The organism is Mycobacterium sp. NGS34 (assembly GCF_059812845.1).
The window spans coordinates 248,165-273,332 of record NZ_JCALDM010000004.1; the positions used below are offsets into that span (position 1 = coordinate 248,165).

Here is a 25,168-nt window from a genome sequence, read left to right on the forward strand (position 1 = left end):
ATTAGCGAGCGCCGCACGGATCTGCCGCGATGGGTGTACATCCCCGCCGCCGCGGGGACCGCGTTCGTGGTCGTGCCGCTGCTGGCGATCGCGATCAAGGTCGACTGGCCGAACTTCTGGTCGCTGGTCGCCAGCCCCTCGTCGCGGACGGCGCTGCTGCTGAGCCTGAAGACCGCCGCCGCCAGCACCGCCCTGTGCGTGCTGCTGGGCGTCCCGATGGCGCTCGTGCTGGCCCGCAGCACCGCGCGCCTGGTCCGGCTGCTGCGGCCGCTGATCCTGCTGCCGCTCGTGCTGCCTCCCGTGGTGGGCGGCATCGCGTTGCTCTATGCGTTCGGCCGGCTGGGATTGATCGGGCGATACCTCGAGGCCGCCGGCGTCAGCATCGCCTTCAGCACCACCGCGGTGGTGCTGGCGCAGACGTTCGTGTCGCTGCCGTTTCTGGTCATCGCCCTCGAGGGCGCGGCGCGCACCGCGGGAGCCGACTATGAGATGGTGGCGGCGACGCTGGGGGCCCGACCGACCACGATCTGGTGGCGGGTGACATTGCCGCTGCTGCTGCCCGGGATGACGTCCGGGGCGGTGCTGGCGTTCGCCCGCTCGCTGGGCGAGTTCGGCGCGACGCTGACGTTCGCCGGCTCCCGCCAGGGGGTGACCCGAACGCTGCCGCTGGAGATCTACCTGCAGCGGGTGAGCGACGCGGACGCGGCGGTGGCCTTGTCGATCCTGCTGGTGGCGGTGGCGGCGTTGGTGGTGCTAGGCCTGGGCGCGCGGCGACTCACCGGGGTGTCGGCGTGAGTGAATTGCAGGTCCGCGGCGTCGTCGCCGACCGCGGTGTGGATGTGGACTTCTCGGTGGCGGCTGGCGAGGTGCTCGCCGTCCTCGGACCCAACGGCGCCGGCAAGTCGACCGCGCTGCACGTCATTGCCGGGCTGCTTCGGCCCGACGAGGGCGTGGTGCGACTGGGCGACCGGGTGCTGACCGACACCGCGACCGGCGTGCACGTACCAACCCACGAGCGCCGGGTGGGGTTGCTGCTGCAGGACCCGTTGCTGTTCCCGCACCTGAGCGTCGCCGCGAACGTGGCGTTCGGACCGCACAGTCGCCGGCGCGTGTTCCGTTTCGGTCGCGCCGACAAAAAGGCGACGGCGCTGCGCTGGCTGCGCGAGGTGGACGCCGAGGGCTTCGCCGACCGGAAACCGCGCGAGCTCTCCGGGGGACAGGCGCAGCGGGTCGCGATCGCCCGCGCCCTGGCGGCCGAACCCGACGTACTGCTGCTCGACGAGCCGTTGGCCGGGCTCGACGTCGCCGCGGCCGCGGGCGTCCGTGGGGCGCTGCGCGACGTCGTCACCCGAACCGGCTGCGCGGTCATTCTGATCACTCACGACCTGCTCGACGTGTTCACCTTGGCCGATCGGGTGCTGGTGCTCGAGTCGGGACGGATCGCCGAGATCGGGCCGGTCGCACGCGTTCTCACCGCGCCGCGCAGTCACTTCGGCGCCCGTATCGCGGGCATCAACCTGGTCAACGGCACCGTCGGGCCCGACGGCTCGCTGCACGATCGCACCGGCGCCCACTGGCATGCCACCCCGGCCCACGAGCTGGACGCCCGGGTGATCAAGGCGGTCGCGGTGTTCCCGCCCACGGCGGTGGCCGTGTACCGGGACCGGCCGCGGGGCAGCCCCCGCAACACGGTCGAGGTGACGGTGGCGGAGCTGGATGCCCACGGGTCCGCCGTGCTGGTGCGGGGCCGGGAGCAGCCCGACGGTGCCCCGGGGCTGGCCGCGGAAATCACCGCGGACGCCGCGACGGAGCTGCGGCTGACGCCGGGGGAGCGCGTTTGGTTCTCGGTCAAGGCCCACGAGGTCATGCTGTACCCGGCGCCGCACTGACCTGCGCCGACGCGCAAGGTTGCACATCGGCAACATCGCACGAACCGCCGCACGGCACCCTTGCGTCACAGCGGTAACGCGGTAGGTTCGCAGCCATGGATCAGGTGGACCCGAACTCGACACGTCGGAAAGGGCTGTGGGCGACGCTGGCGATCGCCACGGTGACCAGTGCCAGTGCCGTCGCCATCGCGTTACCGGCGACGTCCAACGCGGACCCCGAGGTTCCGACGCCGGTCCCGCCGACCACGACGACCGCGGCACCGGCACCGGCGCCCGCGTCGCCGACGACCACGACCCCGCCGCCGCCCGGCGCGCCGGCGTCGCCGCAGCCCCCGCCCGGCGACCCCAACGCGACGCCCCCGCCGCCGGTCGATCCGAACGCGCCGCCACCGCCGCCCGTCGACCCCAACGCGGGCCGGATCGGCAACGCCGTCGGCGGGTTCAGCTTCGTCCTGCCCGCCGGCTGGGTGGAGTCCGACGCGACCCATCTCGATTACGGTTCGGAATTGCTCAGCAAGACGACCGGCCAACCGCCGGCGCCGGGGCAGGCGCCGCCGGTCGCCAACGACACCCGCATCGTGATGGGCCGGCTGGACCAGAAGCTTTACGCCAGCGCCGAAGCCAGCGACGCCAAGGCCGCCGTACGGCTGGGCTCGGACATGGGTGAGTTCTTCATGCCCTATCCCGGCACCCGGATCAACCAGGGCGCCACCCCACTGACGGGCGCGAACGGGATCACCGGAAGCGCGTCGTACTACGAGGTGAAGTTCAGCGATCCGTCCAAGCCGAACGGCCAGATCTGGACCGGGGTGGTCAGTGGGCCGTCGGCCGGCAACGGGCCGCCCCAGCGCTGGTTCGTGGTGTGGCTCGGAACCTCCAACGACCAGGTGGACCAGGGCGCCGCGAAGGCGCTGGCCGAGTCGATCCAGCCCTGGACGGCGCCGGCGGCCCCCGCACCGGCGCCCGGTGCCCCCGGAGCCGCTCCTGGCGCTCCGGCGCCCGCGCCCGGCGTCCCGGCACCCGCCCCGGCGCCGGGCCAGGCGCCAGCGAGCGAAGTCACCCCCACCGCCGCGCCGACGCCGCAGCGGGCTTGATCCGTCGGGCGCCATCTCTGGGCGCACACGCGCGATCAATTGGACATATGTTTCATAGGCGGAAATCGGGTACTCCCTGAGCACGGCCCAGCGGACCCGCTGGGCTTTGCCAGCGATTGCAAGGAGACCCGTATGGACGTCATCGCAGCAACCGAAGTTCTCGCCCGGTCATCCACGCTGACCAGCGTCGGCTGGATCGGCTACATCATCATCGGCGGCCTGGCCGGCGCGCTCGCCAGCAGGATCATCAGGGGCAGCGGAGCCGGCATCCTGATGGACATCGTGATCGGCATCATCGGCGCGCTGATCGGCGGCTTCATCCTGAGCTTCTTCGTCAACACCGCCGGCGGCGGAATCATCTTCACCTTCTTCACCGCGCTGCTCGGCGCGCTCATCCTGCTGTGGGTCGTCGGCATGGTGCGGCACCGGACCTGATCGCGGCTATCCCGTTGCGGCCGTGACGAATAGCGGCATGATGTAGTGATGGCCTCGGCGGTGACGACCACGACCATGCGCGCGTGGCGAGTGCGCCGCCCCGGCCCCATGGCCACCGGCCCGCTCGAGCAGGTCACCGCCGACGTGCCTCGGCCGCAACCGTCGGAGCTGCTGGTCGCGGTCCGCGCGTGCGGCGTGTGCCGCACCGACCTGCACGTCACCGAGGGCGACCTGCCCGTGCACCGCGATCGGGTGACGCCCGGGCACGAGGTGGTCGGGGAGGTCGTCGAAGTCGGCGCCGAGGTGGGCGACGGGTTCAAACCGGGGGACCGGGTCGGCATCGCCTGGCTGCGCCACACCTGCGGCGTGTGCAAATACTGCCGTCGGGGCGACGAGAACCTGTGCCCGGAATCCCGCTACACCGGCTGGGACGCCGACGGCGGATACGCCGAATTCGCCACCGTCCCAGCCGCTTTCGCGCACCACCTACCCAGCGGTTACAGCGACAGCGAGCTGGCGCCGTTGTTGTGCGCCGGCATCATCGGATACCGGTCGCTGCTGCGCGCCCAGCTGCCGGTCGGCGGGCGGCTGGGCCTCTACGGTTTCGGCGGCAGCGCCCACATCACCGCGCAGGTCGCGCTGGCGCAGGGCGCCGAGGTGCATGTGATGACCCGCGGCGCCGAGGCGCGCGAGCTGGCGCTGGAACTCGGCGCCGCGTCGGCCCAGGGCGCGGCCGATCCGCCGCCGGTGCCGCTGGACGCCGCGATCCTGTTCGCGCCCGTCGGCGAGCTGGTGCTGCCCGCGCTGGCGGCGCTGGACCGCGGCGGCACCCTCGCGATCGCGGGGATTCACCTGTCCGATATCCCGCCCCTGAACTACCAGCGCCACCTGTTCCAGGAGCGCCAGGTCCGATCGGTCACGTCGAACACGCGGGCCGACGCGCGCGCTTTCCTCGACTTCGCCGGTCAACACCACATCGAGGTGACCACGCCCGAATACCCGCTCGCACGGGCCGACGCGGCCCTGACGGATCTGAGCGCCGGCCGCATCGCCGGAGCCGCGGTCCTGCTCGTCTGAGCGGACCTCAGCTCGACAGGTGCCAGACCAGCGCCGCGGCCAGGGCGCCAAGCCCGTTCAGCGACCAGTGCAGCGCGATCGGCGCGATCAGGCTCCCGCTTCGCCGGCGCAGCCAGCTGAAGACGAAGCCTGCCGCCCCGGTGGCCAGCACCGCCAACGTCACCCCGGCCAGCATCCCAGCGAACCCGCCGCCGAACATGCGGGTGAAGCCGACGTTGTTGCTGGTGAGCCCCAACGACGTGGCGACGTGCCAAAGCCCGAACAGCAGCGACCCGCCCAGCGCCACCCCGCGAAAGCCCCAGGCGCGGTTCAGCGCGCCATGCAGCACGCCCCGAAACGCCAGCTCCTCGGGAATCACGGTCTGCAGCGGGATGATCACCATCGACGCGATCAGCGCGCCGGAGATCGTCGCGTAGTGGTTGTTCAGGAACATCGGCCGGGTCGCCGGCAACAGGATCCCGATCGCGATCACGGACGCCACGACGGCCACCGCTCCCAGCGCATACGCCAGCCCGGGCCTCCAGTGTTCGCGGCCGAGACCGAGGTCCGTCCAGCCCAGCCCGCGGTAGCGTATCAACGCGACCAGCCCGACGGCGGCGGCCGGGACGGTAGCGATGCTCGCCCACGGCGTGGTGAAGTGCGCGACGAGGTTGGAGACCACCAGCACGACGACCACCACGGCGATGTCCAGATGGATGCGGAACCGGTGTGGCGCCGACGGCTGTGCGGCAGCGATGGCGTCGGGCATCCGGCAAGTTTACCTGCGCGCCACGCACGGGCAGTTCAGCGAGATTGCCGCCACGGTTGTGCGTGATGCCCCAAGCACAGCCACTACGGCAATCTCGGCGTCAGTTCAGTCGATCTCCCAGGTCCACCCCGAGATCGCCGGGTCGTCCTCGCCGTGCTCGCGGGTGTAGGCGCGGGCGGCGAGGCGGGCGTCGACCATCCGTTGACGCAACACGGCGGCCTGGCTGGCCAGCCCGTCCACCCGGTCGATGACGTCGATGACCAGGTGGAACCGATCGAGGTCGTTGAGCATCACCATGTCGAACGGCGTCGTCGTGGTGCCGCGCTCCTTGAAGCCGCGCACGTGGATGTGCGGGTGGTTGGTGCGCCGGTAGGTGAGCCGGTGGATCAGCCACGGGTAGCCGTGGTAGGCGAAGATGACCGGCTTGTCGCGGGTGAACAGCGCGTCGAACTCCTTGTCCGGCAAGCCATGTGGGTGCTCGGATTCCGGCTGCAGCCGCATCAGGTCGACGACATTGACCACCCGGACCGCCAGGCCGGGCAGCTCGCGCCGCAGGATGTCGGCGGCGGCGAGGACCTCCAGCGTCGGGATGTCCCCGGCGCAGGCCAGCACCAAATCGGGCTCGGCGGTGGCGGTGCTCGCCCACTGCCAGATGCCCAGGCCGCGCGCGCAGTGGGCGATCGCCTCGTCCATGTCCAGGTAGGCCAGCGCGGGCTGCTTGCCCGCCACGATCACGTTGATGTAGTTGCGGCTGCGCAGGCAATGATCCGCCACCGACAGCAGCGTGTTGCCGTCCGGCGGCAGGTACACCCGCGTCAGCTCGGCCCGCTTGTTCGCGACCAGGTCGATGAAGCCGGGGTCCTGATGCGACGCGCCGTTGTGGTCCTGGCGCCAGACGTGGGAGGTCAGCAGGTAGTTCAGCGAGGCGATCGGCCGCCGCCAGGCCAGCTCCCTGCTGGTGGCCAGCCACTTCGCGTGCTGGTTGAGCATCGAGTCGACGATGTGCACGAACGCCTCGTAGCAGTTGAACAGCCCGTGCCGGCCGGTCAGCAGGTAGCCCTCCAGCCAGCCCTGGCACAGGTGCTCGGAGAGCACCTCCATCACCCGGCCGTCGGGCGCGAGGTGCTCGTCGTCGGGCCCGATCTCGGAGAGCCACACCTTGTCGGTCGCGCCGTAGACGGCGTCGAGCCGGTTGGACGCGGTCTCGTCGGGGCCCATGAGCCGGAACCGGTCGGAGTTTCGGGCGACCACGTCGCGCAGGAACGTGCCGAGTATCCGGGTGGCCTCGTGTGTCTCGGCGGCCGGCTGCGGCACCGCCACCGCGTAGTCGCGGAAGTCCGGCAGATCGAGGTCGTGCAGCAGCAGCCCGCCGTTGGCGTGCGGGTTGGCGCTCATCCGGCGATCGCCGCGGGGCGCCAGCGCGCGCAGCTCGGGGCGCAGCGCGCCGTCGCCGTCGAACAACTCCTCGGGCCGGTAGCTGCGCAGCCATTCCTCCAGCTGGGCGCGGTGCTCGGGATTGTCGTGGGTTTCGGCCAGCGGGACCTGGTGCGCGCGCCAGGTGCCCTCGACCTTCTTGCCGTCCACCACCTTGGGGCCGGTCCAGCCCTTGGGGGTGCGCAGCACGATCATCGGCCACACGGGTCGCTCCGAGCGCCCGCCGCCGCGGGCGGCGCGCTGGATTGCCGCGATGTCGTCGAAGGCGTCGTCGAGCGCGGCGGCCAGCTGCTGGTGCACGTCGGCCGGGTCGTCCCCGGCGACCGTGATGGGGCGGTAGCCGTAGCCGCGCAGCAGGGATTCGAGTTCGGCGTGGGGGATGCGGGCCAGCACGGTCGGGTTGGCGATCTTGTAGCCGTTCAGCTGCAGGATGGGTAACACGGCGCCGTCGGTGGCCGGGTTGAGAAACTTGTTGGAGTGCCAGCCGGCGGCCAGGGGGCCGGTCTCGGCCTCGCCGTCGCCCACCACGCACGCCACCACCAGGTCCGGGTTGTCGAACGCCGCCCCGTAGGCGTGCACCAGCGCGTAGCCCAGCTCGCCGCCCTCGTGGATCGAACCGGGCGTCTGGGCCGCGACGTGACTGGGGATGCCGCCGGGAAACGAGAACTGCCGGAACAACTTCCGCAGCCCCTCGGCGTCCTCCTCGATGCCGGTGTACACCTCGGTGTAGGTGCCCTCCAGGTACGCGTTGGCGACCAGGCCGGGTCCGCCGTGGCCCGGCCCGGTGACGTAGATGACGCTGGCGTCGCGGTTGCGGATGACCCGGTTCAGGTGCGCATAGATCAGGTTGAGCCCGGGTGTGGTGCCCCAGTGGCCGAGCAGCCGGGGTTTGACGTGCTCGGACGACAGCGGCTCGGTCAGCAGCGGGTTGTCCAGCAGGTAGATCTGTCCGACCGAGAGGTAATTGGCTGCGCGCCAATACTTGTCGATGAGGGCGAGTTCGTCGTCGGAGAGGGCTGCGACACTGGGAGTCGAGGTTTCTACAGTCACCCCGCCGATTGTCCGCGCCTCAGGTGAACGGCGCCCGTCTACTCTTCACCCCGGGCCCTCGCCTCGTAGGCTCGGCGCTTCTCGACGTCGACGTCGTCGGTGAAGACGTGGTCGCCGCCGAGCAGGCGGTTGAGCCCCTCGGCGATCCGGCGCGGCCAGAACTTCTGGGACACCACCATCGCGCCGGCGGCCTTCGTGACCCGAACCCGCGGCTTCGGGTGGGCCACCAGCCCCACGATCGCGTCGGCGATCTCGGCCGGCTCGGCGTTGCGGAACCCCTTCATGCCGGGCGTCCCGGCGACCAGCTCGGTGTTGACGAACGTCGGCAACACCGTGGAGAACTTCACACCGGCCGAGCGGTACTCCAGCCGGGCCGAGTCGGTGAACGCGATCACCGCGTGCTTGCTGGCGCAGTAGCTGGCCAGGCCGACGATGTAGAGCTCACCGGCCAGGGAGGCGACGTTGATGACGTGCCCGGACCCGCGCGGCACCATGCGCTGCACGGCCAGCTTGCTGCCCAGCATGACGCCGTAGACGTTGATGTCGAGGATGCGGCGCGTGACCGCGTCCGGCTCGTCGATGACCCGACCGACGGGCATGATGCCGGCGTTGTTGATCAGCACGTCGATCGGGCCGAGTTGGCGCTCAACCTCGTCGAGGAAGTCGGCGAACGAATGCGCGTCGGTGACGTCGAGTTTCCCGTAGACGTCGAGGCCCAGCGCGGCGCCCGACTCCTTCACCCGCACCTCGTCGATGTCTCCGATCGCGACCTTGGCGCCCAGGTTGTGCAGCGCGGTCGCGGTCGCCAGCCCTATCCCACGGGCGCCGCCGGTGATGACGACGACCTTGTCGCGGACCTTCAGGCCGATCGATGCCGCATCTGCCATGGCGGGTCCTCCCAGAAAAGTTGACGGGTGTCAGGTTGGCGCTGGGGTAAGCACAGCACTCGACGCCGCGCCGCGCAAATAGCGCCGCGGAAGCCGATACTCACAACCGTGACCGAGGTGCGCGCGGCCGTCCCGGAGGACGCCGACGAGGTGGCCCGGGTGCAGCTGCGCTCGTGGCGGTCGGCCTATCGGGGCCTGATCGCCCAAGACTTTCTCGACGACCTCACGCCCGCCTTCTTTGCCGACCGATACACGTTCGGTCGCGTCGGGCTGCGGAAGCCGTCCACGCTGGTGGCCGTCGACGGCTCCGATATCCGCGGCCTGGCGACCACGGGCCTGTGCCGCGAGGTGGAATTCCCGAATTTCGGCGAGCTGATGGCGATTTACGTCGATCCCGCGCACGCGCGGACGGGGGTGGGCCGGCTCCTGATGGCGGCCGCGCGGGAGCGGCTCCGCATCGTGGGTGTCGCGGGCGCGTTGCTGTGGGTGCTGGAGGGCAACCTCGACGCCCGCCGGTTCTACGAGCGCGACGGGTGGCGTTTCGACGGAACCAGCCGCACAACGACTTTCGGAGGCGCGCCGGTGCAACAGGTCCGTTACCGCTGTGCGCCGGTCTAAGCCGTTGGATTCGTTTGCGGAAAGCCGGAATTGGCGATACCGGTGGCCAGGCAGTTACCGATCGGGCCGCGTTGGTCGAACATCGTCGCGACTCCGTTGGCCACTCCGGCGTGGCCGCACTGGGTCATGGCGGCCAGCCCGACGAACGGCCCGTCGGGCGGGCGGACCAGCGCCAGCGTGTAGTCGGCATTGATGAAGTGCAGGCCGCTCGTGCCGTACTGGCAAATCGCGCTGGTGGCGTCGGCGGCCATGGCCGCGCGCGTCGTCGGGGTGGCGTCCTCGCCGAGTATCAGCGGCACGACGAAACGCACCCACATGAACTTCTGGGACGCCCGCTGCAGGGCCGAGAAATCGCACTCGGTTCGGTCGGGCTCGTCGCTGTTGAAGGCCCAGACGTGCAGCGGGTAGTCGTCGGGCACCGGGCTCGGGGTGTGCGGGATCGCGGGCATCGACACCGGTGACGACCAAATCGTGTTGCCGGGCTGCTCGCCGAGGCGCAGGAAAACCGCCCGGGCCGTCGCAACCGCGGTGCCCGCCTGCGTCAACGCGGCGTCCACGAGCCGGACGCGTCCGCCGTCCCGGTGCACCTCGGTGGTGACCGCGCATGGCTGCAGCGCGGCGCGCCGCGGCAAATCGACTGTCAGGCGGGCTAATTGGAAGTCCGGGTCACCGAAATCGCGTTCGATCGTCCGGCACAGCAGTCCGCCGACGTTTTGGCCCGCGACGTAGGGGCCCCACGGTCCCGCGGCCAGCGGCGTGGGCACGTAGAACTCCCCGTCGGGAACGAAGATCGCCCGCGCCATCTCATCGCCACCCATGCTTAGTGCAGGCTCAGCCACACCAGGCTGGCGCCGCCCACCAGGGCGCAATAGACGGCGAACGGTGTCAGGGTGCGGGTCTGAAAGTACCGGGTCAGAAAACGCACGGCCAGGTAGGCGCAGACGAAGGAGGCGACGCTGCCGGCCAGCACCTGGCCGCCGATCCCGGCGCCCAGCGGCCCGAACAGGTCGGGAATCTTGTAGACGCCGGCCGCCAGGATGATCGGCGTGGCGAGCAGGAACGAGAAGCGGGCGGCGTCCTCGTGTGAGAGCCCGCGCCACAGGCCGGCCACCATTGCGATGCCCGAGCGGCTGATGCCGGGGAGCAGGGCCAGGATCTGGGCCGAGCCGATCACCAGACCGCGGCCCATCGGCAGTTGGGCCAGCCGGTCGTCGATGGCCTCGCCGCGGTGGTCCTCGTGCTCTTCGTCGCCGGTCGGTGAAACGCGGCGGCGCAGCACCTCGCCGGCGTACAACGCGATGCCGTTGAGCAACAGGAATGCCGCCGCCGGAATGGGTTTGCCCAGCGTGGTCCGGAACAGGTGCTCGAGGGCCACCCCGGCCAGGCCCACCGGGATGGTGGCGACCACGATCAGCCAGGCCAGCCGCTCGTCGGGCGTCTGGATCCGGCGATGCCGCAGCGAGGAGAAGAAGCCGGCGACGATACGCAACCAATCCCGCCAGAAGAACACCAGCAGCGCGGCGGCGGTGGCGACGTGCAGGCCGACGATGAACGCCAGATACGGCGACTCGGGGGTGGAGACGTTGAGGTCCCGGGCCCAGCGCCCACCGACCAGCGCCGGCACCAACACCGAGTGCCCGAGGCTGGAGACCGGGAACAGCTCGGTGACGCCCTGGAACGCGCCGACCACCACCGCCTCGACGTAGCTCAACTGCGCGGTCATTGGGCGGGGCGCCTCCATCCGGGATCGTGAACAAGAACTACCGAGCGTAGCCGGTCGAAATTCGCGCGCGAACCGGCTTGGGCGGCTGCACATTTGGCCCCCAAATAAGTGCTCGCGGCCGCCCCCTGACCTGGCGGGTACGGTGGGCGGATGGCGGAGGGGCTGCTCGAAACCGTGCGCGTGCTGGACCTGTCCGGTGGCAGCGCCGACGCGGTCACACGCCTGTTCGCCGATCTCGGCGCCGACGTCCTCAAGATCGAATTCCCCGGCGGCAGCCTGGGGCGCGACGACCTGCCGGCGCTAAACGGCGCCAGCATCCCGTTCGCGCTGCACAACGCCAACAAGCGGGCCGCCGTGCTGGACCCGCTCGAGGACGGCGACTGCGGCCGGTTCCTCGACCTGGCCGCGGAGGCCGACATCGTCGTGGACAGCGGCCTGGCCGGGCACGTCGGCGCCTTCGGGATTTCCGGCGCGGAGTTGGCGGCCCGCTATCCGCACCTGGTGGTGCTGTCGGTCACCGACTTCGGCGAGACGGGTCCGCGCTCCGCCTGGCGTGCCACCGATCCGGTGTTGTTCGCGATGTGCGGCTCGTTGGCGCGTTCCGGTCCCACCACCGGCACCCCGGTGTTGCCGCCGGACGGCATCGCCTCCGCCACCGCCGCGGTGCAGGCGGCGTGGGCGGCGCTAGTCGCGTACTACAACCGGTTGCGTTGCGGCACAGGCGATTACATCGACTTTTCGCGGTTCGACGCCGTCGTGATGGCGTTAGACCCGGCGTTCGGCGCGCACGGGCAGGTCGCCGCCGGCACCCGCCACAGCGGGCAGTGGCGCGGGCGCCCGAAGAACCAGGACGCCTACCCGATCTGCCCGTGCAAGGACGGGTACGTCCGGTTGTGCGTAATGGCGCCGCGGCAGTGGCGGGGGTTTCGCCGCTGGCTGGGGGAGCCCGAGGAGTTCCAGGACCCCGAATACGACGCGATCGGCGCCCGGATGGCGGCCTGGCCCGAGATCAGCGCGTTGGCCCAGGCCCTATTCGCCGATCAGACGATGAAGGATCTCGTCGCCGCGGGGCAGGCGCACGGGGTGCCGATCGCCGCGGTGCTGCCACCGTCCTGGGTCCTGGGCTCCGAACACTTCCAAGAGGTGGGCGCCATCACCGAGGCCGAGCTGCTGCCGCGGGTGCGGACCAGCGTGCCGACCGGGTATTTCGTCGTCGACGGGCAGCGCGCGGGGTTCCGCACGCCGGCCCCGGCCACGGGCCAGGACGAACCGTATTGGCGCGGGAACCCGGTGCTGGTGCGCGCGCCGTCGGGCCGGGTCGGCGACCACCCGCTCACCGGGCTGCGGATTCTCGACCTGGGCATCATCGTCGCGGGCGGCGAGCTGAGCCGGCTGTTCGGCGACCTGGGCGCCGAGGTCATCAAGGTGGAAAGCGCCGACTATCCCGACGGCCTGCGGCAGGCCCGCGCCGGCCACGCCATGAGCGAGTCGTTCGCCTGGACCCATCGCAATCAGCTCGGCCTGGGCCTGGACCTGCGCAGCGCCGAGGGCAAGGGGATCTTCGGCCGGCTGGTCGCCGAGGCTGACGCGGTGTTCGCCAACTTCAAGCCGGGAACCCTTGCCGCCCTTGGGTTTGACTACGACGCGCTGCGCGCCATCAACCCGCGGATCGTGCTCGCGGGCAGCAGCGCCTACGGCGACAGCGGCCCCTGGCGCACCCGGCTGGGCTACGGTCCCTTGGTCCGCGCCGCCACCGGGGTCACCCGGCTGTGGACGTCGGAGGACGCGGGCGACCAGTCCGACACGGGACGGCACGCCTTTTACGACGCGACGACGATCTTCCCCGATCACGTCGTGGGGCGGGTCAGCGCGATCGCGGCGCTGGCCGCGCTGATCCGTCGCGATCGCACCGGCGATGGCGCCGACGTCCACGTCTCGCAGGCCGAGGTCGTGATCAATCAGCTCGACACCCTGTACGTCACCGAGGCCGCGCAGGCCGCCGGCATCGGCCCGATCCGCGACGACACCAGCCTGCACGCGGTCTACCCGTGCGCGGGCGACGACGAGTGGTGCGTCATCTCCATCGGCTCGGACGACGAATGGCGCTGCCTGGCAGGCCTTCTCGACCATCCGCAATGGGCCGACGACCCGCGCTTCGCGACCGGCGAGTCGCGGCTGGCCAACCGCCGCGAGTTGGTCGAACTGGTGTCGGCCTGGACCCGCACCCGCACCCCGCTGCGCAACGCCGAACTGCTGCAGGCGGCCGGGGTCCCGGCCGGTCCGATGAACCGCCCGCCGGACCTCCTCGAGGACCCCCAGCTGATCGGACGAAAGCTGTTCAGCGACATGACTCATCCGCTGATCGAGCGCCCTATGCCCGCCGAGACGGGTCCGGCACCTTTTCAGCACATACCGCCGGCCCCACAACGCCCGGCGCCCCTGCCCGGCCAGGACACCCGCGAGATCTGCCGGGACCTGCTCGGGATGAGCGCGGACGAGACCGAGCGGCTCATCCGCGACGGCGTGCTGTTCGCGACCGCCGGACCGGATTAGGCCGGCCCGGCATTGCCGGCACGTTCGATGCCCGTCGCCGGCCGGATTCATAGTCACGCTAAATTCGTCGCATGAGCGTCGACCCCAGGACCCCGGTGTTGATCGGCTACGGCCAGGTCAACCACCGCGACGAAATCGACCCGGCGGCGCGCTCGGTCGAACCGGTGGACCTGATGGCCGCCGCGGCCCGGGAGGCCGCCGATGCCCGGGTGATCGGGGCCGTCGACTCAATCCGCGTGGTGAACGTGCTGTCGGCGCACTACCGCGACCCCGCGCTGCTGCTGGGCGAGCGGCTCGGCGCCACCGGATTCACCACCCGGTACAGCCCCGTCGGGGGCAACGTCCCGCAGTCGCTGGTCAACCACGCCTGCCTGGACATCCAGCAGGGCCGGGCCGGTGTCGTGCTGCTCGCGGGCGCCGAAACCTGGCGCACCCGCCGGGGCCTGAAGGCCAAGGGCGGCAGGCTCGAGTGGACGGTGCAGGACGAGTCGGTGCCGATCGCCGAGATGATCGGCGAGGACGTCCCGATGTTCGGCGACGCGGAGCTCAAGAGCGGGCTGAATCTGCCTTCCTTCGTCTACCCGCTGTTCGAGCAGGCGCTTCGCGTTGCCAACGGCGAATCCGTCGACAGCCACCTCACGCGCATCAGCGAACTGTGGGCGAGATTCAACGCCGTCGCGGTGGACAACCCGCACGCGTGGATCCGCAAACCGGTGACCGCCGAGGAGATCCGGCGGGCCGGGCCGCAGAACCGGATGATCAGCTGGCCCTACACCAAGCTGATGAACTCCAACAACATGGTCGACCAGGGCGCCGCGCTGGTCCTGACGTCGGTCGAGCAGGCGCAGCGCCTGCAAGTCCCCGCCGACCGGTGGGTGTTCCCGCACGCCGGCACCGACGCGCACGACACCCCGTCCATCGCCGAGCGCGACGAGTTGCACCGCTCGGCGGCCATCCGGATCGCGGGCACGCGAGCCCTGCAGCTGGCGGGCCTGGGCATCGACGACGTCGACTACGTCGACCTGTACTCGTGCTTCCCCTCCGCCGTCCAGGTCGCCGCAGCCGAGCTCGGGCTGCGCGTCGACGACCCGGCCCGCCCGCTCACCGTCACCGGCGGGCTGACCTTCGCGGGCGGCCCGTGGAGCAACTACGTGATGCATTCCATCGCCACCATGGCCGAACTGCTGGTGGCCAACCCCGGGCGCCGCGGCCTCATCACGGGCAACGGCGGCTACCTGACCAAACACAGCTTCGGCGTGTACGGCACCGAGCCGCCGGCCGAATTCCGCTGGGAGGATACGCAGCAGGCGGTGGACCGCGAACCCACCCGGGAGGGCCTGGTCGAGTGGGACGGCGTCGGGACCGTCGAAGCGTGGACCACCCCGTTCGACCGCGAGGGGCGACCCGAGAAGGCGTTCGTGGCGGTGCGCACGCCCGACGGGGCCCGCACCCTGGCCGTCATCGCCGATCCCGCCGCCGAGGCGACGGTGCGTGAAGACATCGGTGGCGCCAAGGTTGCCGTCACCCCGGACGGCACCGCGGCGCTGCGGTAACCGGCAGGCTACATCGCCATAGCCAAAGGTCCTCAATCCGGGGGTAACGGTCGCGTAAGTGACACCAACTTGCCTATTGTCGGGTTGGACGTTGGGGGAGGTGAGCCCAGGTGCACGTCCTGGTTACCGACGCCACCGGCGCAATAGCGCGGCTGGCCGCACGGCAGCTGATCGCTGCCGGGCACACGGTCAGCGGGATTGCTGAGCACCCCCATCCCTGCCTGGATCCGGGCGTCGAGTTTGTTTGCGCGCCGCTGAGCGACCCCGTCCTGCAAGACCTGGCCGATGAGGCCGACGCGGTGATCCACCTGGCCCCGGTCGACACCGGCGCACCCGGCGGCGCGGACATCGACGGCGTCGCCCATGTGACCGACGCGGCCGCCCGCGCCGGCGCGCGGCTGCTGTTCGTGTCCCAGGCCGCCGGCCGGCCGGAGCTGTATCGACCCGCCGAGGAGCTGGTGTCCACGGGTTGGGCGCCCAGCCTGGTCGTCCGGATCGCGCCGCCCGTCGGCCGCCAGCTGGACTGGATGGTGTGCCGCACCGTGGCGACGTTGCTGCGCACGAAGATTTCGGCGGCCTCGACGCGGCCGATGCGTGTCCTGCACGTCGACGACCTGGTCCGGTTCCTGATCTTTTCGCTGGACATCGACCGCACCGGCGCGGTTGACCTCGCCACCCCCGACACCACCAACGTGGTCACCGCCTGGCGGCTGCTGCGATCCGTCGGCCCGCGTACGCGACTGAACGGGGTCCGCAGCTGGTCGAAGTTGATCCCGAAGATGGATATCACTGCGGTGCAAGAGGATTGGGGTTTCGAATTCGGCTGGCAAGCGCTCGAGGCGGTCACCGACACCGCACGCGGCCTCGCCGGGCGGCGGCTCCTTCCGGAGGGTGCGCTCAGCCACGGTGGCCAGGTGGCCCTCCCGGTCGAGGTCCTTCCGCGACCCCGGCCGTCCGACGAGCTGCGCAGCGCGGCCCCCGACGGGTTGGAGGGTGAGTTCGACGACCGGATCGACCCCCGGTTCCCGGTCTTCAGCGCGGCGGGGCTGGGCGAGGCGCTGCCCGGCCCGCTGACCCCGATAACGCTCGACGTCCAGCTCAGCGGGCTGCGCACGGCCAGCCGGGTGATGGGCCAGGTGCTCGCGCTGGGCGGCGTGGTCGACGACGAGTGGAGCAGCCGCGCGATCGCGATCTTCGGACACCGCGCCTACGTCGGGGTGTCGGCCAACGTCGTCGCCGCCACCCAGCTGCCCGGCTGGGACCAGCACGCCGTCGCCCGGAACGCCCTCGCCGACCAACCGCAGGTCGGTGACGTCCTGCCGTTCGGCGAGCCGAAGCTGGCCGAGGGGGCGCTCGGGTCGCTCGCCAAAGCGGTCGTGACCGCGCGCTCGCTGGCGGTGATGCGCCACCTCAAACGCGACACGCTGGCCTACGCCGCCGCCGCGAAGGCCGAACACGCCGATGCCGCGCAGCTGGCCCCGCTGCCGGACGCCGCGCTCGAGGTCCGGGTGCCGCTGCTGCGCGATCGCATCCACCAGGGCTGGATCCTCACGGCGCTGTGGCTGGTCGATTCCGGCATCACCGCCGCGGCGCTGGAACCTACGCGCGCCGCCTCCCGGGTGTCGGGGCTGGGCATGATCGTGGAAAGCACCCGCATCGCGGCCGAGGCCGCCGAGCTGGCGGCGGCGTTGCGAAGTGATCCGCCGTTGTGTGCGCTGGCGGCCGAGGGCAACATCGGCAGCATCCGTGCGTTGTCCCCCGACACGGCCGGCGCGCTCGACGCCGCCGTCGCCAGGATCGGGCACCGCGGGCCGGGGGAGGCCGAGCTCGCCAGCCCGGTGATCAGCGATGATCCGGCGATGTTGTTGACGGCGGCCGCCGAGCTTGCCGACCCCGCCGTGGTCACCGAGCCGGCGCCGCCGCCGACGCGCGTACGGCGACTGGCCGCCAACGCCCGCGGGTCGCGCGAGCTGGCCCACGACACCACCCTGCGGTTCACGCATGAGCTGCGGATGACGTTGCGCGAGTTGGGATCCCGGCGAGTTGCGGCTGACCTGATCGATGTCGCCGACGACGTCCACTACCTCACCTGCGACGAGCTGATCACCATGCCGGCCGACGCGCGGCTGCGGATCAAGCGCCGCCGGGCCGAACGGGAGCGGCTGCAAGCGCAGCGTCCGCCCGACGTCATCGACGGGAGCTGGGCGCCCGCCGACCGGCGCGACGACGCCTGAGCGCCATCACCCCAACAGCCCGCGCAGGAACAGCGCGTTGCGCACGGCGTGGCCGCCCAGATCGTTGTTGAAATACATCCACACGTCCCTGCCGTCGCGGTCCCACTCGGCGATCTGGTCGGCCCAGCGCCGCAGCTGGTCGTGCGAGTAGCTGCCGGCGTAGATCGTGTCCTGATCCGGGCCGTGCATCCGGACGTACACCAGATCGGTGGTGGCGCGTGGCACGCACGCCAGCCCGGCGCCGCTCATCACCACGTAGGCGGCGTTGCGGCGTTCCAGCAATTCGTATACGGCCGGGTCGTTCCAGGAGGGGTGCCGCAGCTCGACGGCCACCCGGATGGATTCGGGCACACTGGCCAGGAAGGCGTCCAGGCGCGCGTCGTCGCGCTGTTGCTCGGGGTGCAGTTGAACGAGCAGCACCCCGCGGCGGTCGCCCAACAGCTGCCAGCAGCGCTCGAACCGCTCGATCCACGGTTCGGGCGAGGACAGCCGCCGGTAGTGGGTCAGCCCACGATGCGCCTTGACCGACATCCGGAACCCGTCGGGCAGCTGATCGCGCCAACCGGCGAACGTCGAATCCTTCGGCCACCGATAGAAACTCGCGTTCAGCTCGACGGTGTCGAAGACCTCGACGTAGCGGGCCAACCGTCGCGCCGACGGCAACCCGGTCGGGTAGAGCACATCCGCCCAGTGGTTGTAGGACCATCCGGAGGTGCCGATCCGGACGGTCAATGCCGGCGCACCTCGTCGTTGTCCACACCGCACCGCTTACCCGCGCCGTCTTCGAGCAAACGGCTGCGCTCACTTCGGGGGCAGGCCGCGGGCGTAGCCGGTGCCCTTGGTGACCCAATCCTGCAGCTGCCGTTTGGTTCGCACGCCGTCGCCTTCGACGCGCAGCCAGCCGCGGGCCTCCCGGCCCGCCATCACCATGGGGCCGACGTGGGCGCGCTTGAGCAGTTTGTCGGTGTCTTCCGGGGGCACCCGGACCAGCAGTCCGCCCTGCCCGCTGGCGGCGACCGACATGTTGCCGTTGATCAGGAATGCCAGACCACCGAACATTCGCTTTTCCTCGACGCCGCGCTCGGAGCCGAGCAGCTCGCGGATCCGGTTGGCCAGGTCTTCGTCGTAGGCCATGGGCCGACCTTAGCCCCGAGGTCCGACAGGCGCCGAGCCTGTAATTTTGCAGGCCTTTACTCGTAGTTCTCCTGAGGATTAACAGGCTCGGCGATTCGCTGTCAGTCCAGGTCGATCCGGATGGTCAGCAGGTCGCTGCCCATCAGTCGCACCACCGCGCTGTTGAGCCTGGGCAAGTCGCCCAGCCGCCGCAGCGGGTCGTCGTCGGGCAGCAAGTGGGCAGTTCCGTTGCGCCATCGGCCGCCGATGCGCACCCGTACTGCGGGAGTGGCCTTAATGTTGCGGACATAGTCCGAATGCTCGCCGTGCTCCGAGACCAACCAGAATTGGTTGTCGACCACCCGGCCGCCGACGGCCGTCCGGCGAGGCTGACCGCTCTTGCGGCCGGTGGTTTCGAGGATGACCCCCGGCATCTGCCGGCCGACCGGATTCACCAGCAGTCTTTGGATGCGATGGACCACTTGCCGTTTCAGGTTCCGAACGTCGGTCATAGGCTGCGATTCTGCCGCATTTGCGATGGGCGAATGTGAGGACAGCCGCCCCCTTGCGGGGGCGGCTGCCACATTCCGGTTTTAGGTACCGGGCGTTCCGACGGTGCCGCCGCCGTTCACCTGGCCTCCGGCGTTGCCGGCGGGCGTGTACGCCTGGAAACCGGCGGACGTGTTGACGCCCCACTGGCCCAGGTCCGGGTTGAAGACGACCGGAAGCTGGGTGCCGTCGGGGTCACCAACGGGCGGAGCCCAGGTGGCCGGGATCCCGTAGCGGTCCGGGTCGTTGTAGTGCCCCGGCGGCGGGAAGCCGTTCTGGCCCGGGGGAAGGGGGCTGCCCGGAGCGTTGCAGTTCACGCCCGGCGCGCCGGGGTTACAAATCGGCTGCCCCGGAATGAAGGGACCCTGGCCCGGACCCTGCAGGTCACGGTCCCCGCCCGGCACGTTCGGCCCGGGCACGTTCGGGCCAGGGCCGGGGACGCCCGGGATGCCCGGATCGGCCAGCGCGAAACCGGCGCCGATCCCGAAGGCCGCGGATCCGAGGCCACCGGCCATCGCGGCGGCTGCGGTGATCTTCTTGAGGTTCATGTGAACTCCTTGTCCAGCTTGGCTGCGACGCACGCAGCGCAACAGCATTGACGGTGTTGTTCAGTTGTCTCCCCAAGCTCCTGGGTTGGGCCTAGGGACAGGGGATGACCCCCTGGTCCCTCGGCTACCCGAGTCGGCCGAGCCGAAAACACGCTCGAGCCGATTATTGGCAGCAGACTCCCAGGTTTTTGACAAGCGACCGGCAGCCGGCGCCCTCCTAGGCGGCGACGGTCGCGGCCTGCGGCACCGGTTCGAGCGCCTGCGCGACGATCTCGGCGACATCCGTCATCGGCTTCACCTCCAGCGCGCCGAGCACCTCGGCCGGGACGTCATCCAGGTCCGGCTCGTTGCGCGCCGGAATGAAAACCGTTGACAGACCGGCCCGCTGGGCGGCCAGCAGCTTCTGCTTCACGCCGCCGATCGGCAGCACCCGGCCGTTCAGCGTGACCTCGCCGGTCATGCCGACGTCGGAGCGCACCTGGCGCCCAGTGGCCATCGACACCAGCGCGGTCACCATCGTGACGCCGGCCGACGGCCCGTCCTTGGGCACCGCGCCCGCGGGCACGTGCACGTGGATGCGCCGGTCCAGCGCCTTGGGGTCGACCCCCAGCTCCGCGGCGTGCGAGCGGACGTAGGACAGCGCGATCTGCGCCGACTCCTTCATCACGTCGCCCAACTGACCGGTCAACTGCAAACCCGGCTCGCCGTCGGTGGCGCCCGCTTCGATGTAGAGCACGTCGCCGCCCAGGCCGGTCACGGCCAGGCCGGTGGCCACACCGGGCACGGCCGTGCGTTCGGCGGACTCGGGGGTGAACCGCGGACGGCCCAGGTAACCGACCAGGTCGGGCTCGTCGATGGTCACCGGTTCGTCGGCGATCTTGGTCGTCACCTTGCGCAGCGCCTTGGCCAGCAGCCGCTCGAACTGACGAACACCGGGCTCGCGGGTGTAGTCCGCGGCGATCTTGCGCAGCGCGGCGTCGGTCACGGTGACCTCGTCGTCGTTCAGCGCCGCCCGCTCCCGCTGCCGGGGCAGCAGGTAGTCGCGGGCGATGGCGACCTTGTCGTCCTCGGTGTAGCCGTCGATCTGAACCAGCTCCATGCGGTCCAGCAGGGCCGACGGGATGTTCTCGATTACGTTGGCGGTGGCCAGGAACACCACATCGGACAGGTCCAGATCCAGATCCAGGTAGTGGTCGCGGAACGTGTGGTTCTGCGCCGGGTCGAGCACCTCGAGCAGCGCCGCGCTCGGGTCGCCGCGGTAGTCGGAACCGACCTTGTCGATCTCGTCCAGCAGCACGACGGGATTCATCGATCCCGCCTCGCCGATGGCACGCACGATCCGGCCCGGCAGCGCGCCGACGTAGGTGCGCCGGTGCCCGCGGATCTCGGCCTCGTCGCGCACGCCGCCCAGGGCGACGCGCACGAACTTGCGGCCCAGCGCCCGGGCCACGCTCTCACCCAGCGACGTCTTGCCGACGCCAGGGGGCCCGGCCAGCACCATCACGGCCCCGGAGCCACGCCCGCCCACGACCTGCAGTCCGCGCTGCGCGCGTCGGGTTCGCACGGCCAGGTATTCGACGATGCGGTCCTTCACGTCGTCCAGCCCGTGGTGGTCGGCGTCCAACACCGCCCGGGCCGCGCCCAGGTCCGTCGAGTCCTCGGTCCGCACGTTCCAGGGCAGGTCGAGCACGGTGTCCAGCCAGGTGCGGATCCAGCCGCTCTCCGGGCTCTGGTCGCTGGAGCGTTCCAGCTTGCCGACCTCGCGCAGCGCGGCCTCGCGCACCTTCTCGGGGAGCTCGGCCGCCTCCACGCGCGCACGGTAGTCATCCGAACCGTCGGGCTCGCCCTCACCGAGCTCCTTGCGGATGGCCGCGAGCTGCTGGCGCAGCAGGAATTCCTTCTGCGTCTTCTCCATGCCGTCGCGGACGTCCTCGGCGATCTTCTCGTTGACCTCGACCTCGGCCAGATGCGAGCTGGTCCAGTCGATCAGGACGCGCAGCCGCTCGGCGACGTCCACGGTCTCCAGCAGCTGGCGCTTCTGCACGTCGGTGAGGTACGACGCGTATCCCGACGTGTCCGCCAGCGCCGACGGGTCGGTCAGGCTGTTGACGTAGTCGACGATCTGCCACGCCTCGCGGCGCTGCAGCATGGCCAGCAGCAGCTTCTTGTATTCCGCGGCCAGGGCCTTGATCTCGTCGGTCGGCTCCGGCTCGGGCGCCTCGGTCACCTCGACCCACAGCGCGGCGCCGGGCCCGGACGCGCCCGCCCCGATGTGGGCGCGGCGCTCACCACGCACGACGGCGGCGGTGCCACCGCCCGCGATCCGGCCGACCTGCAGAATCTTGGCGATCACGCCGTGGGTCGGGTACCGGTCGTCCAGCCGGGGCGCGATCAGCAGCTGTCCCGACTCGCTGGCCTGCGCGGCATCGATCGCCGCCCGCGCGGCGTCGTCCAGCGCAATCGGCACCACCATTCCGGGCAACACGATCGTCCCGGTGAACAACACCGGCACGGACTTGGCTTCAGCCATTCGATCCTCCAAAAGTTGAGTCTGCTGCGCTTAACCCAGCCGGGCGGAGGTTTGTTCCCGACGTGATTTCGCCACGAGTGTGAAGCTGGCCGCACGTTGGACGGCGGGCGTGCGGGCAGCCGCACGCTCGGCTTACACGCTGGCTAAGGGCGTTACGCTGGCGGCGAAATCGGGCCCAGTCGACGCAACTGCGTCACGTGCTTGGGCGACAGCTCCTCGAGGCAGGTGGCGCCAAGTAGTCCCATCGTCCGGATGATCCCGCTCTGCAGGATCTCGATGGCGCGGGCCACGCCCGCCTCGCCGCCGGCCATCAGCCCGTACAGGTAGGCCCGCCCGACCAGCGTGCACCGGGCCCCGAGTGCGATCGCCGCGACGATGTCGGCCCCGGACATGATGCCGGTGTCCACCAGGATCTCGGTGTCCTTGCCCAGCTCACGCGCGACCGTCGGCAACAGGTGGAAGGGCACCGGCGCCCGATCCAGCTGGCGCCCACCGTGATTGGACAACACGATGCCGTCGACGCCGCGGTCCACGACGGCGCGGGCGTCCTCGAGCGTCTGGATCCCCTTGACCACCAGCTTGCCGGGCCATTGGGCCTTGATCCACTCCAGGTCATCGAAGGTCAGGCTGGGGTCGAACATCGTGCTGAGGTACTCGCCGACCGTGCCCGACCAGCGATCCAGCGAAGCGAAGGCCAGCGGCTCGGTGGTCAGCAGGTCGAACCACCACTTCGGGTGCGGCACCGCGTCCAGGACAGTGCGCAGCGTCAGCGTCGGCGGAATCGTCATGCCGTTGCGGTTGTCCCGCAGCCGCACGCCCGGGACCGGGACGTCGACCGTGGCCAGCAGGGTGTCGAATCCCGCGTCGGCCGCGCGCTTCACCAGCGCCATCGAGCGGTCGCGGTCGCGCCACATGTAGAGCTGGAACCACTTGCGGCCCTGGGGAACCGCGGTCACCAGGTCTTCGATCGCCGTGGTGCCCAGGGTGGACAGCGAGAACGGGATCCCCGCCCGCGCGGCCGCCCGCGCGCCGGCGATCTCGCCCTCGGTGTGCATCAGCCGGGTGAACCCGGTGGGCGCGATCCCGAACGGCAGCACGACCGGCTGGCCCAGGACGTTCCATCCGGCGGTCACGTTGGAGACGTCGCGAAGGATGGTGGGGTGAAACTCGATGTCGCGGAACGCCTGTCGGGCCCGCGCGATGGACAGCTCGTCCTCGGCCGCGCCGTCGGTGTAGTCGAACGCCGCCCTGGGGGTGCGGCGTTTGGCGATGCGGCGCAGGTCCTCGATGGTGTACGCGGCGGCCAGGCGGCGCTTGGTCGCGTCGAGCTGCGGTCGTTTGAACTGCATCAGCGGCGCCAGATCGCGCACCTTGGGCATTCGTCGCTTGACGGCCATGTATGCAACCGTAGTCATATGGCATCGGCAAGCGACCCGTTCGATCTGAGACGTTTTGTGTCGGCGCAGTCCGGGATCTACCACTCCGCCGTCGCGGAGCTGCGCGAGGGACGAAAACGCGGTCACTGGATGTGGTTCATCTTCCCGCAACTCCGCGGGTTGGGCACCAGCCCGATGGCGGCCCGCTATGGCATCACCTCGCTCGAGGAAGCCAGCAGTTATCTGCAGCATGAGCTCCTCGGTTCGCGACTACGCGAGTGCACTCGGTTGGTCAACGAGGTGCGGGACCGCTCGATCATCGACATCTTCGGTTCGCCCGACGACCTCAAGCTGCGCTCGTCGATGACGCTGTTCGCCCACGCCACCGACGACAACCACGAGTTCGTCACCGTGCTCGACAACTACTTCTACGGCCAGGAGGACCCTCTGACGCTGGCGCGGCTGACAGGCACCTAGGCCGGGCTTAGGATCCGCCAGCCGTGCGGCTCGACAACGAGCGTCTCGACGACCTCTTGCGGCGGCGCCGAGGATCCGGCGACCACCTCTGCGCGGTCGGCCCCGAGCTCCGGCAGCGCCAGGCGTAGCGGCTTGTCGTCGATGTTGAGCGCGACCAGCAGCGCGTCCTCACCGCTGCGCGTCTCGTAGACGTAGTGCCGGTTTTGCAGCCGCAACGCGGTCGTCGAGGCCGCGTGCAGCCACGGGTGACGGCGGCGCAACCCGACGAGGTACTGGTGCAGTCTACACATCTCGGCGCCGAACGCGTCCAATTCCACAGGGGGAGTGCCGAACTCGGGGCGTACCGCGTCGTCGCCGCCGTACCGCTCCTCCTTGACGCCGCGGAACCCGAGCTCGTCGCCCGCGTACACGCTGGGCACCCCACCGACGGTCAGCAGGATCGCCAGCGCGTGGGCCACGTGCCCGGGTCGGTCGAGGCGGCTGGCGATGCGGGTCACGTCGTGATTGCCGATGAACGTCAGCGGGGCGAAACTGGCGAGAAACTCGTTGTGCCGCTGCAGCGCCCAGTCCAGCTCGAAGAAGTTGCCGTCGTTGAGGGCGCTCCAGATCGCCTTCCACAGCTCGTACTGGGTGGCCGAGTCGAACTTCGCCGCCTCGACCACCGCGGCGTAGTCGCCGTGGATGAGCTCGCCGACGAACCAGGCGTCCGGATGCTGCTCGCGCACCCGCGGCAGCGTCGATGCCCAGAATTGTTGCGGCACAATGTAGGCCGCGTCGAGGCGCCACCCGTCCGCGCCGCGGCGCAGCCAGTGCGCCATCACGTCGGCGACGTAGTCGATGACCTCGGGGTTGTCATGGTTGAGCGTGATGAGTTCCGAGTGGCCCTCGAAAGTATCGCCGCTGAACCAACCCGTCGCCCGGTCGCGATAGCGCGGAAAGTCCACGCCGACGTGATTGAACACGCCGTCGAGCAGGACGCGCAGGCCGCGGCGGTGGGCCTCCGCGACGAAATAGTCGAAGTCGGCGTCTTCCCCGAGCCGGGGATCGATCCGGTAGTGATCGGTGGTGTCGTAACCGTGTGTGCGTGAGGCGAATATCGGGCCCAGCGCAACACCCGAGGCACCCAGCGCGATGGCGTGGTCGAACCAGTCGACGAGCCGCCGCAGCCGATGTTGACTCGGCTGCGACGGCTCGGACGACTCCGGAAATGCGCCGACGAATCCCAGCGGATAGACCTGCCACCAGATGGCGTGCTCTACCCAGGCTGGTGTCGTCACTGG

22 protein-coding genes are annotated in these 25,168 nt (G+C 70.4%); 10 read left to right on the forward strand and 12 right to left on the reverse strand.

The window, feature by feature from the left end:
- The 5 genes from AC5Y7V_RS12810 to AC5Y7V_RS12830 all read left to right on the forward strand — a co-directional run bounded on the left by AC5Y7V_RS12810 (position 1) and on the right by AC5Y7V_RS12830 (position 4,495).
- A complete protein-coding gene (locus AC5Y7V_RS12810; protein ID WP_499880636.1) occupies positions 1 to 795 on the forward strand; it encodes an ABC transporter permease in 795 nt (264 codons plus the stop codon).
- Complete coding sequence (locus AC5Y7V_RS12815) at positions 792 to 1,889, forward strand: sulfate/molybdate ABC transporter ATP-binding protein (RefSeq protein ID WP_499880406.1); 1,098 nt, start codon at positions 792 to 794, stop codon at positions 1,887 to 1,889. Before AC5Y7V_RS12810 ends, AC5Y7V_RS12815 begins: the two co-directional genes overlap by 4 nt.
- A 95-nt stretch (positions 1,890 to 1,984) precedes the next feature.
- The gene (locus tag AC5Y7V_RS12820) at positions 1,985 to 2,983 is read left to right on the forward strand and encodes an alanine and proline-rich secreted protein Apa (protein ID WP_499880407.1); all 999 of its coding nucleotides are present in this window, start codon (positions 1,985 to 1,987) and stop codon (positions 2,981 to 2,983) included.
- A gap of 132 nt (positions 2,984 to 3,115) precedes the next feature.
- Positions 3,116 to 3,418 (forward strand): GlsB/YeaQ/YmgE family stress response membrane protein, encoded by a 303-nt coding sequence (locus AC5Y7V_RS12825; protein WP_499880408.1) that lies wholly within the window; start codon positions 3,116 to 3,118, stop codon positions 3,416 to 3,418.
- A 48-nt stretch (positions 3,419 to 3,466) separates the two neighbouring features.
- Positions 3,467 to 4,495, forward strand: a complete 1,029-nt coding sequence (locus AC5Y7V_RS12830) for a zinc-binding alcohol dehydrogenase family protein (protein WP_499880409.1) — start codon at positions 3,467 to 3,469, stop codon at positions 4,493 to 4,495.
- 7 nt (positions 4,496 to 4,502) lie between these two features.
- Here the strand turns inward: AC5Y7V_RS12830 and AC5Y7V_RS12835 are convergent, their stop codons facing one another.
- From AC5Y7V_RS12835 to AC5Y7V_RS12845, 3 genes are all read right to left on the reverse strand, one after another.
- Positions 4,503 to 5,243 (reverse strand): CPBP family intramembrane glutamic endopeptidase, encoded by a 741-nt coding sequence (locus AC5Y7V_RS12835; protein ID WP_499880410.1) that lies wholly within the window; start codon positions 5,241 to 5,243, stop codon positions 4,503 to 4,505.
- A 105-nt stretch (positions 5,244 to 5,348) separates the two neighbouring features.
- Complete coding sequence (locus AC5Y7V_RS12840; RefSeq protein WP_499880411.1) at positions 5,349 to 7,727, reverse strand: phosphoketolase family protein; 2,379 nt, start codon at positions 7,725 to 7,727, stop codon at positions 5,349 to 5,351.
- Positions 7,728 to 7,765: 38 nt separating this feature from the next.
- Complete coding sequence (locus AC5Y7V_RS12845) at positions 7,766 to 8,614, reverse strand: SDR family oxidoreductase (RefSeq protein ID WP_499880412.1); 849 nt, start codon at positions 8,612 to 8,614, stop codon at positions 7,766 to 7,768.
- Between the two features lie 108 nt (positions 8,615 to 8,722).
- Between AC5Y7V_RS12845 and AC5Y7V_RS12850 the strand changes: the two genes are divergently transcribed.
- Positions 8,723 to 9,232, forward strand: a complete 510-nt coding sequence (locus AC5Y7V_RS12850; RefSeq protein WP_499880413.1) for a GNAT family N-acetyltransferase — start codon at positions 8,723 to 8,725, stop codon at positions 9,230 to 9,232.
- On the opposite strand, the gene AC5Y7V_RS12855 is transcribed toward AC5Y7V_RS12850, so the two are convergent.
- Together AC5Y7V_RS12855 and AC5Y7V_RS12860 are read right to left on the reverse strand one after the other, a co-directional pair.
- Positions 9,229 to 10,050, reverse strand: a complete 822-nt coding sequence (locus AC5Y7V_RS12855) for an acyl-CoA thioesterase domain-containing protein (protein ID WP_499880414.1) — start codon at positions 10,048 to 10,050, stop codon at positions 9,229 to 9,231. The two genes, AC5Y7V_RS12850 and AC5Y7V_RS12855, sit on opposite strands and share 4 nt — an antisense overlap.
- Before the next feature lie 2 nt (positions 10,051 to 10,052).
- Entirely contained in the window at positions 10,053 to 10,955 is a 903-nt protein-coding gene (locus tag AC5Y7V_RS12860) for an undecaprenyl-diphosphate phosphatase (RefSeq protein ID WP_499880415.1), read from the reverse strand.
- 150 nt (positions 10,956 to 11,105) lie between these two features.
- On the opposite strand from AC5Y7V_RS12860, the gene AC5Y7V_RS12865 reads away from it, so the two are divergent.
- The 3 genes from AC5Y7V_RS12865 to AC5Y7V_RS12875 all read left to right on the forward strand — a co-directional run bounded on the left by AC5Y7V_RS12865 (position 11,106) and on the right by AC5Y7V_RS12875 (position 17,295).
- A complete protein-coding gene (locus AC5Y7V_RS12865; protein ID WP_499880416.1) occupies positions 11,106 to 13,508 on the forward strand; it encodes a CoA transferase in 2,403 nt (800 codons plus the stop codon).
- Between the two features lie 71 nt (positions 13,509 to 13,579).
- Entirely contained in the window at positions 13,580 to 15,061 is a 1,482-nt protein-coding gene (locus AC5Y7V_RS12870) for an acetyl-CoA acetyltransferase (RefSeq protein ID WP_499880417.1), read from the forward strand.
- A 110-nt stretch (positions 15,062 to 15,171) separates the two neighbouring features.
- Positions 15,172 to 17,295 (forward strand): Rossmann-fold NAD(P)-binding domain-containing protein, encoded by a 2,124-nt coding sequence (locus AC5Y7V_RS12875; protein ID WP_499880418.1) that lies wholly within the window; start codon positions 15,172 to 15,174, stop codon positions 17,293 to 17,295.
- A 6-nt stretch (positions 17,296 to 17,301) separates the two neighbouring features.
- Here AC5Y7V_RS12875 and AC5Y7V_RS12880 read toward each other — a convergent pair whose 3' ends face one another.
- The 6 genes from AC5Y7V_RS12880 to AC5Y7V_RS12905 form a co-directional block, all read right to left on the reverse strand.
- The gene (locus tag AC5Y7V_RS12880) at positions 17,302 to 18,027 is read right to left on the reverse strand and encodes a DUF72 domain-containing protein (protein ID WP_499880419.1); all 726 of its coding nucleotides are present in this window, start codon (positions 18,025 to 18,027) and stop codon (positions 17,302 to 17,304) included.
- A gap of 69 nt (positions 18,028 to 18,096) precedes the next feature.
- Positions 18,097 to 18,429, reverse strand: a complete 333-nt coding sequence (locus AC5Y7V_RS12885) for a TfoX/Sxy family protein (protein ID WP_499880420.1) — start codon at positions 18,427 to 18,429, stop codon at positions 18,097 to 18,099.
- A gap of 101 nt (positions 18,430 to 18,530) precedes the next feature.
- Entirely contained in the window at positions 18,531 to 18,920 is a 390-nt protein-coding gene (locus tag AC5Y7V_RS12890) for a nitroreductase family deazaflavin-dependent oxidoreductase (RefSeq protein ID WP_499880421.1), read from the reverse strand.
- Positions 18,921 to 19,001: 81 nt separating this feature from the next.
- On the reverse strand, positions 19,002 to 19,505 hold the full coding sequence (locus AC5Y7V_RS12895) for a hypothetical protein (protein WP_499880422.1): 504 nt from the start codon (positions 19,503 to 19,505) through the stop codon (positions 19,002 to 19,004).
- Positions 19,506 to 19,722: 217 nt separating this feature from the next.
- Positions 19,723 to 22,035 carry an endopeptidase La gene (gene lon / locus AC5Y7V_RS12900; protein ID WP_499880423.1) on the reverse strand — a complete coding sequence of 771 codons (2,313 nt, stop codon included), beginning with the start codon at positions 22,033 to 22,035 and terminating at the stop codon, positions 19,723 to 19,725.
- Positions 22,036 to 22,187: 152 nt separating this feature from the next.
- The gene (locus AC5Y7V_RS12905; protein ID WP_499880424.1) at positions 22,188 to 23,432 is read right to left on the reverse strand and encodes an alpha-hydroxy acid oxidase; all 1,245 of its coding nucleotides are present in this window, start codon (positions 23,430 to 23,432) and stop codon (positions 22,188 to 22,190) included.
- An 18-nt stretch (positions 23,433 to 23,450) separates the two neighbouring features.
- Here AC5Y7V_RS12905 and AC5Y7V_RS12910 point away from each other — a divergent pair, with 18 nt between their 5' ends.
- Positions 23,451 to 23,888: a DUF1810 domain-containing protein gene (locus AC5Y7V_RS12910; protein WP_499880425.1), complete on the forward strand. Its 438-nt coding sequence runs from the start codon at positions 23,451 to 23,453 to the stop codon at positions 23,886 to 23,888.
- On the opposite strand, the gene AC5Y7V_RS12915 is transcribed toward AC5Y7V_RS12910, so the two are convergent.
- The gene (locus tag AC5Y7V_RS12915; protein WP_499880426.1) at positions 23,885 to 25,165 is read right to left on the reverse strand and encodes an alpha-amylase family protein; all 1,281 of its coding nucleotides are present in this window, start codon (positions 25,163 to 25,165) and stop codon (positions 23,885 to 23,887) included. The two genes, AC5Y7V_RS12910 and AC5Y7V_RS12915, sit on opposite strands and share 4 nt — an antisense overlap.
- Positions 25,166 to 25,168 lie beyond the last annotated feature (3 nt).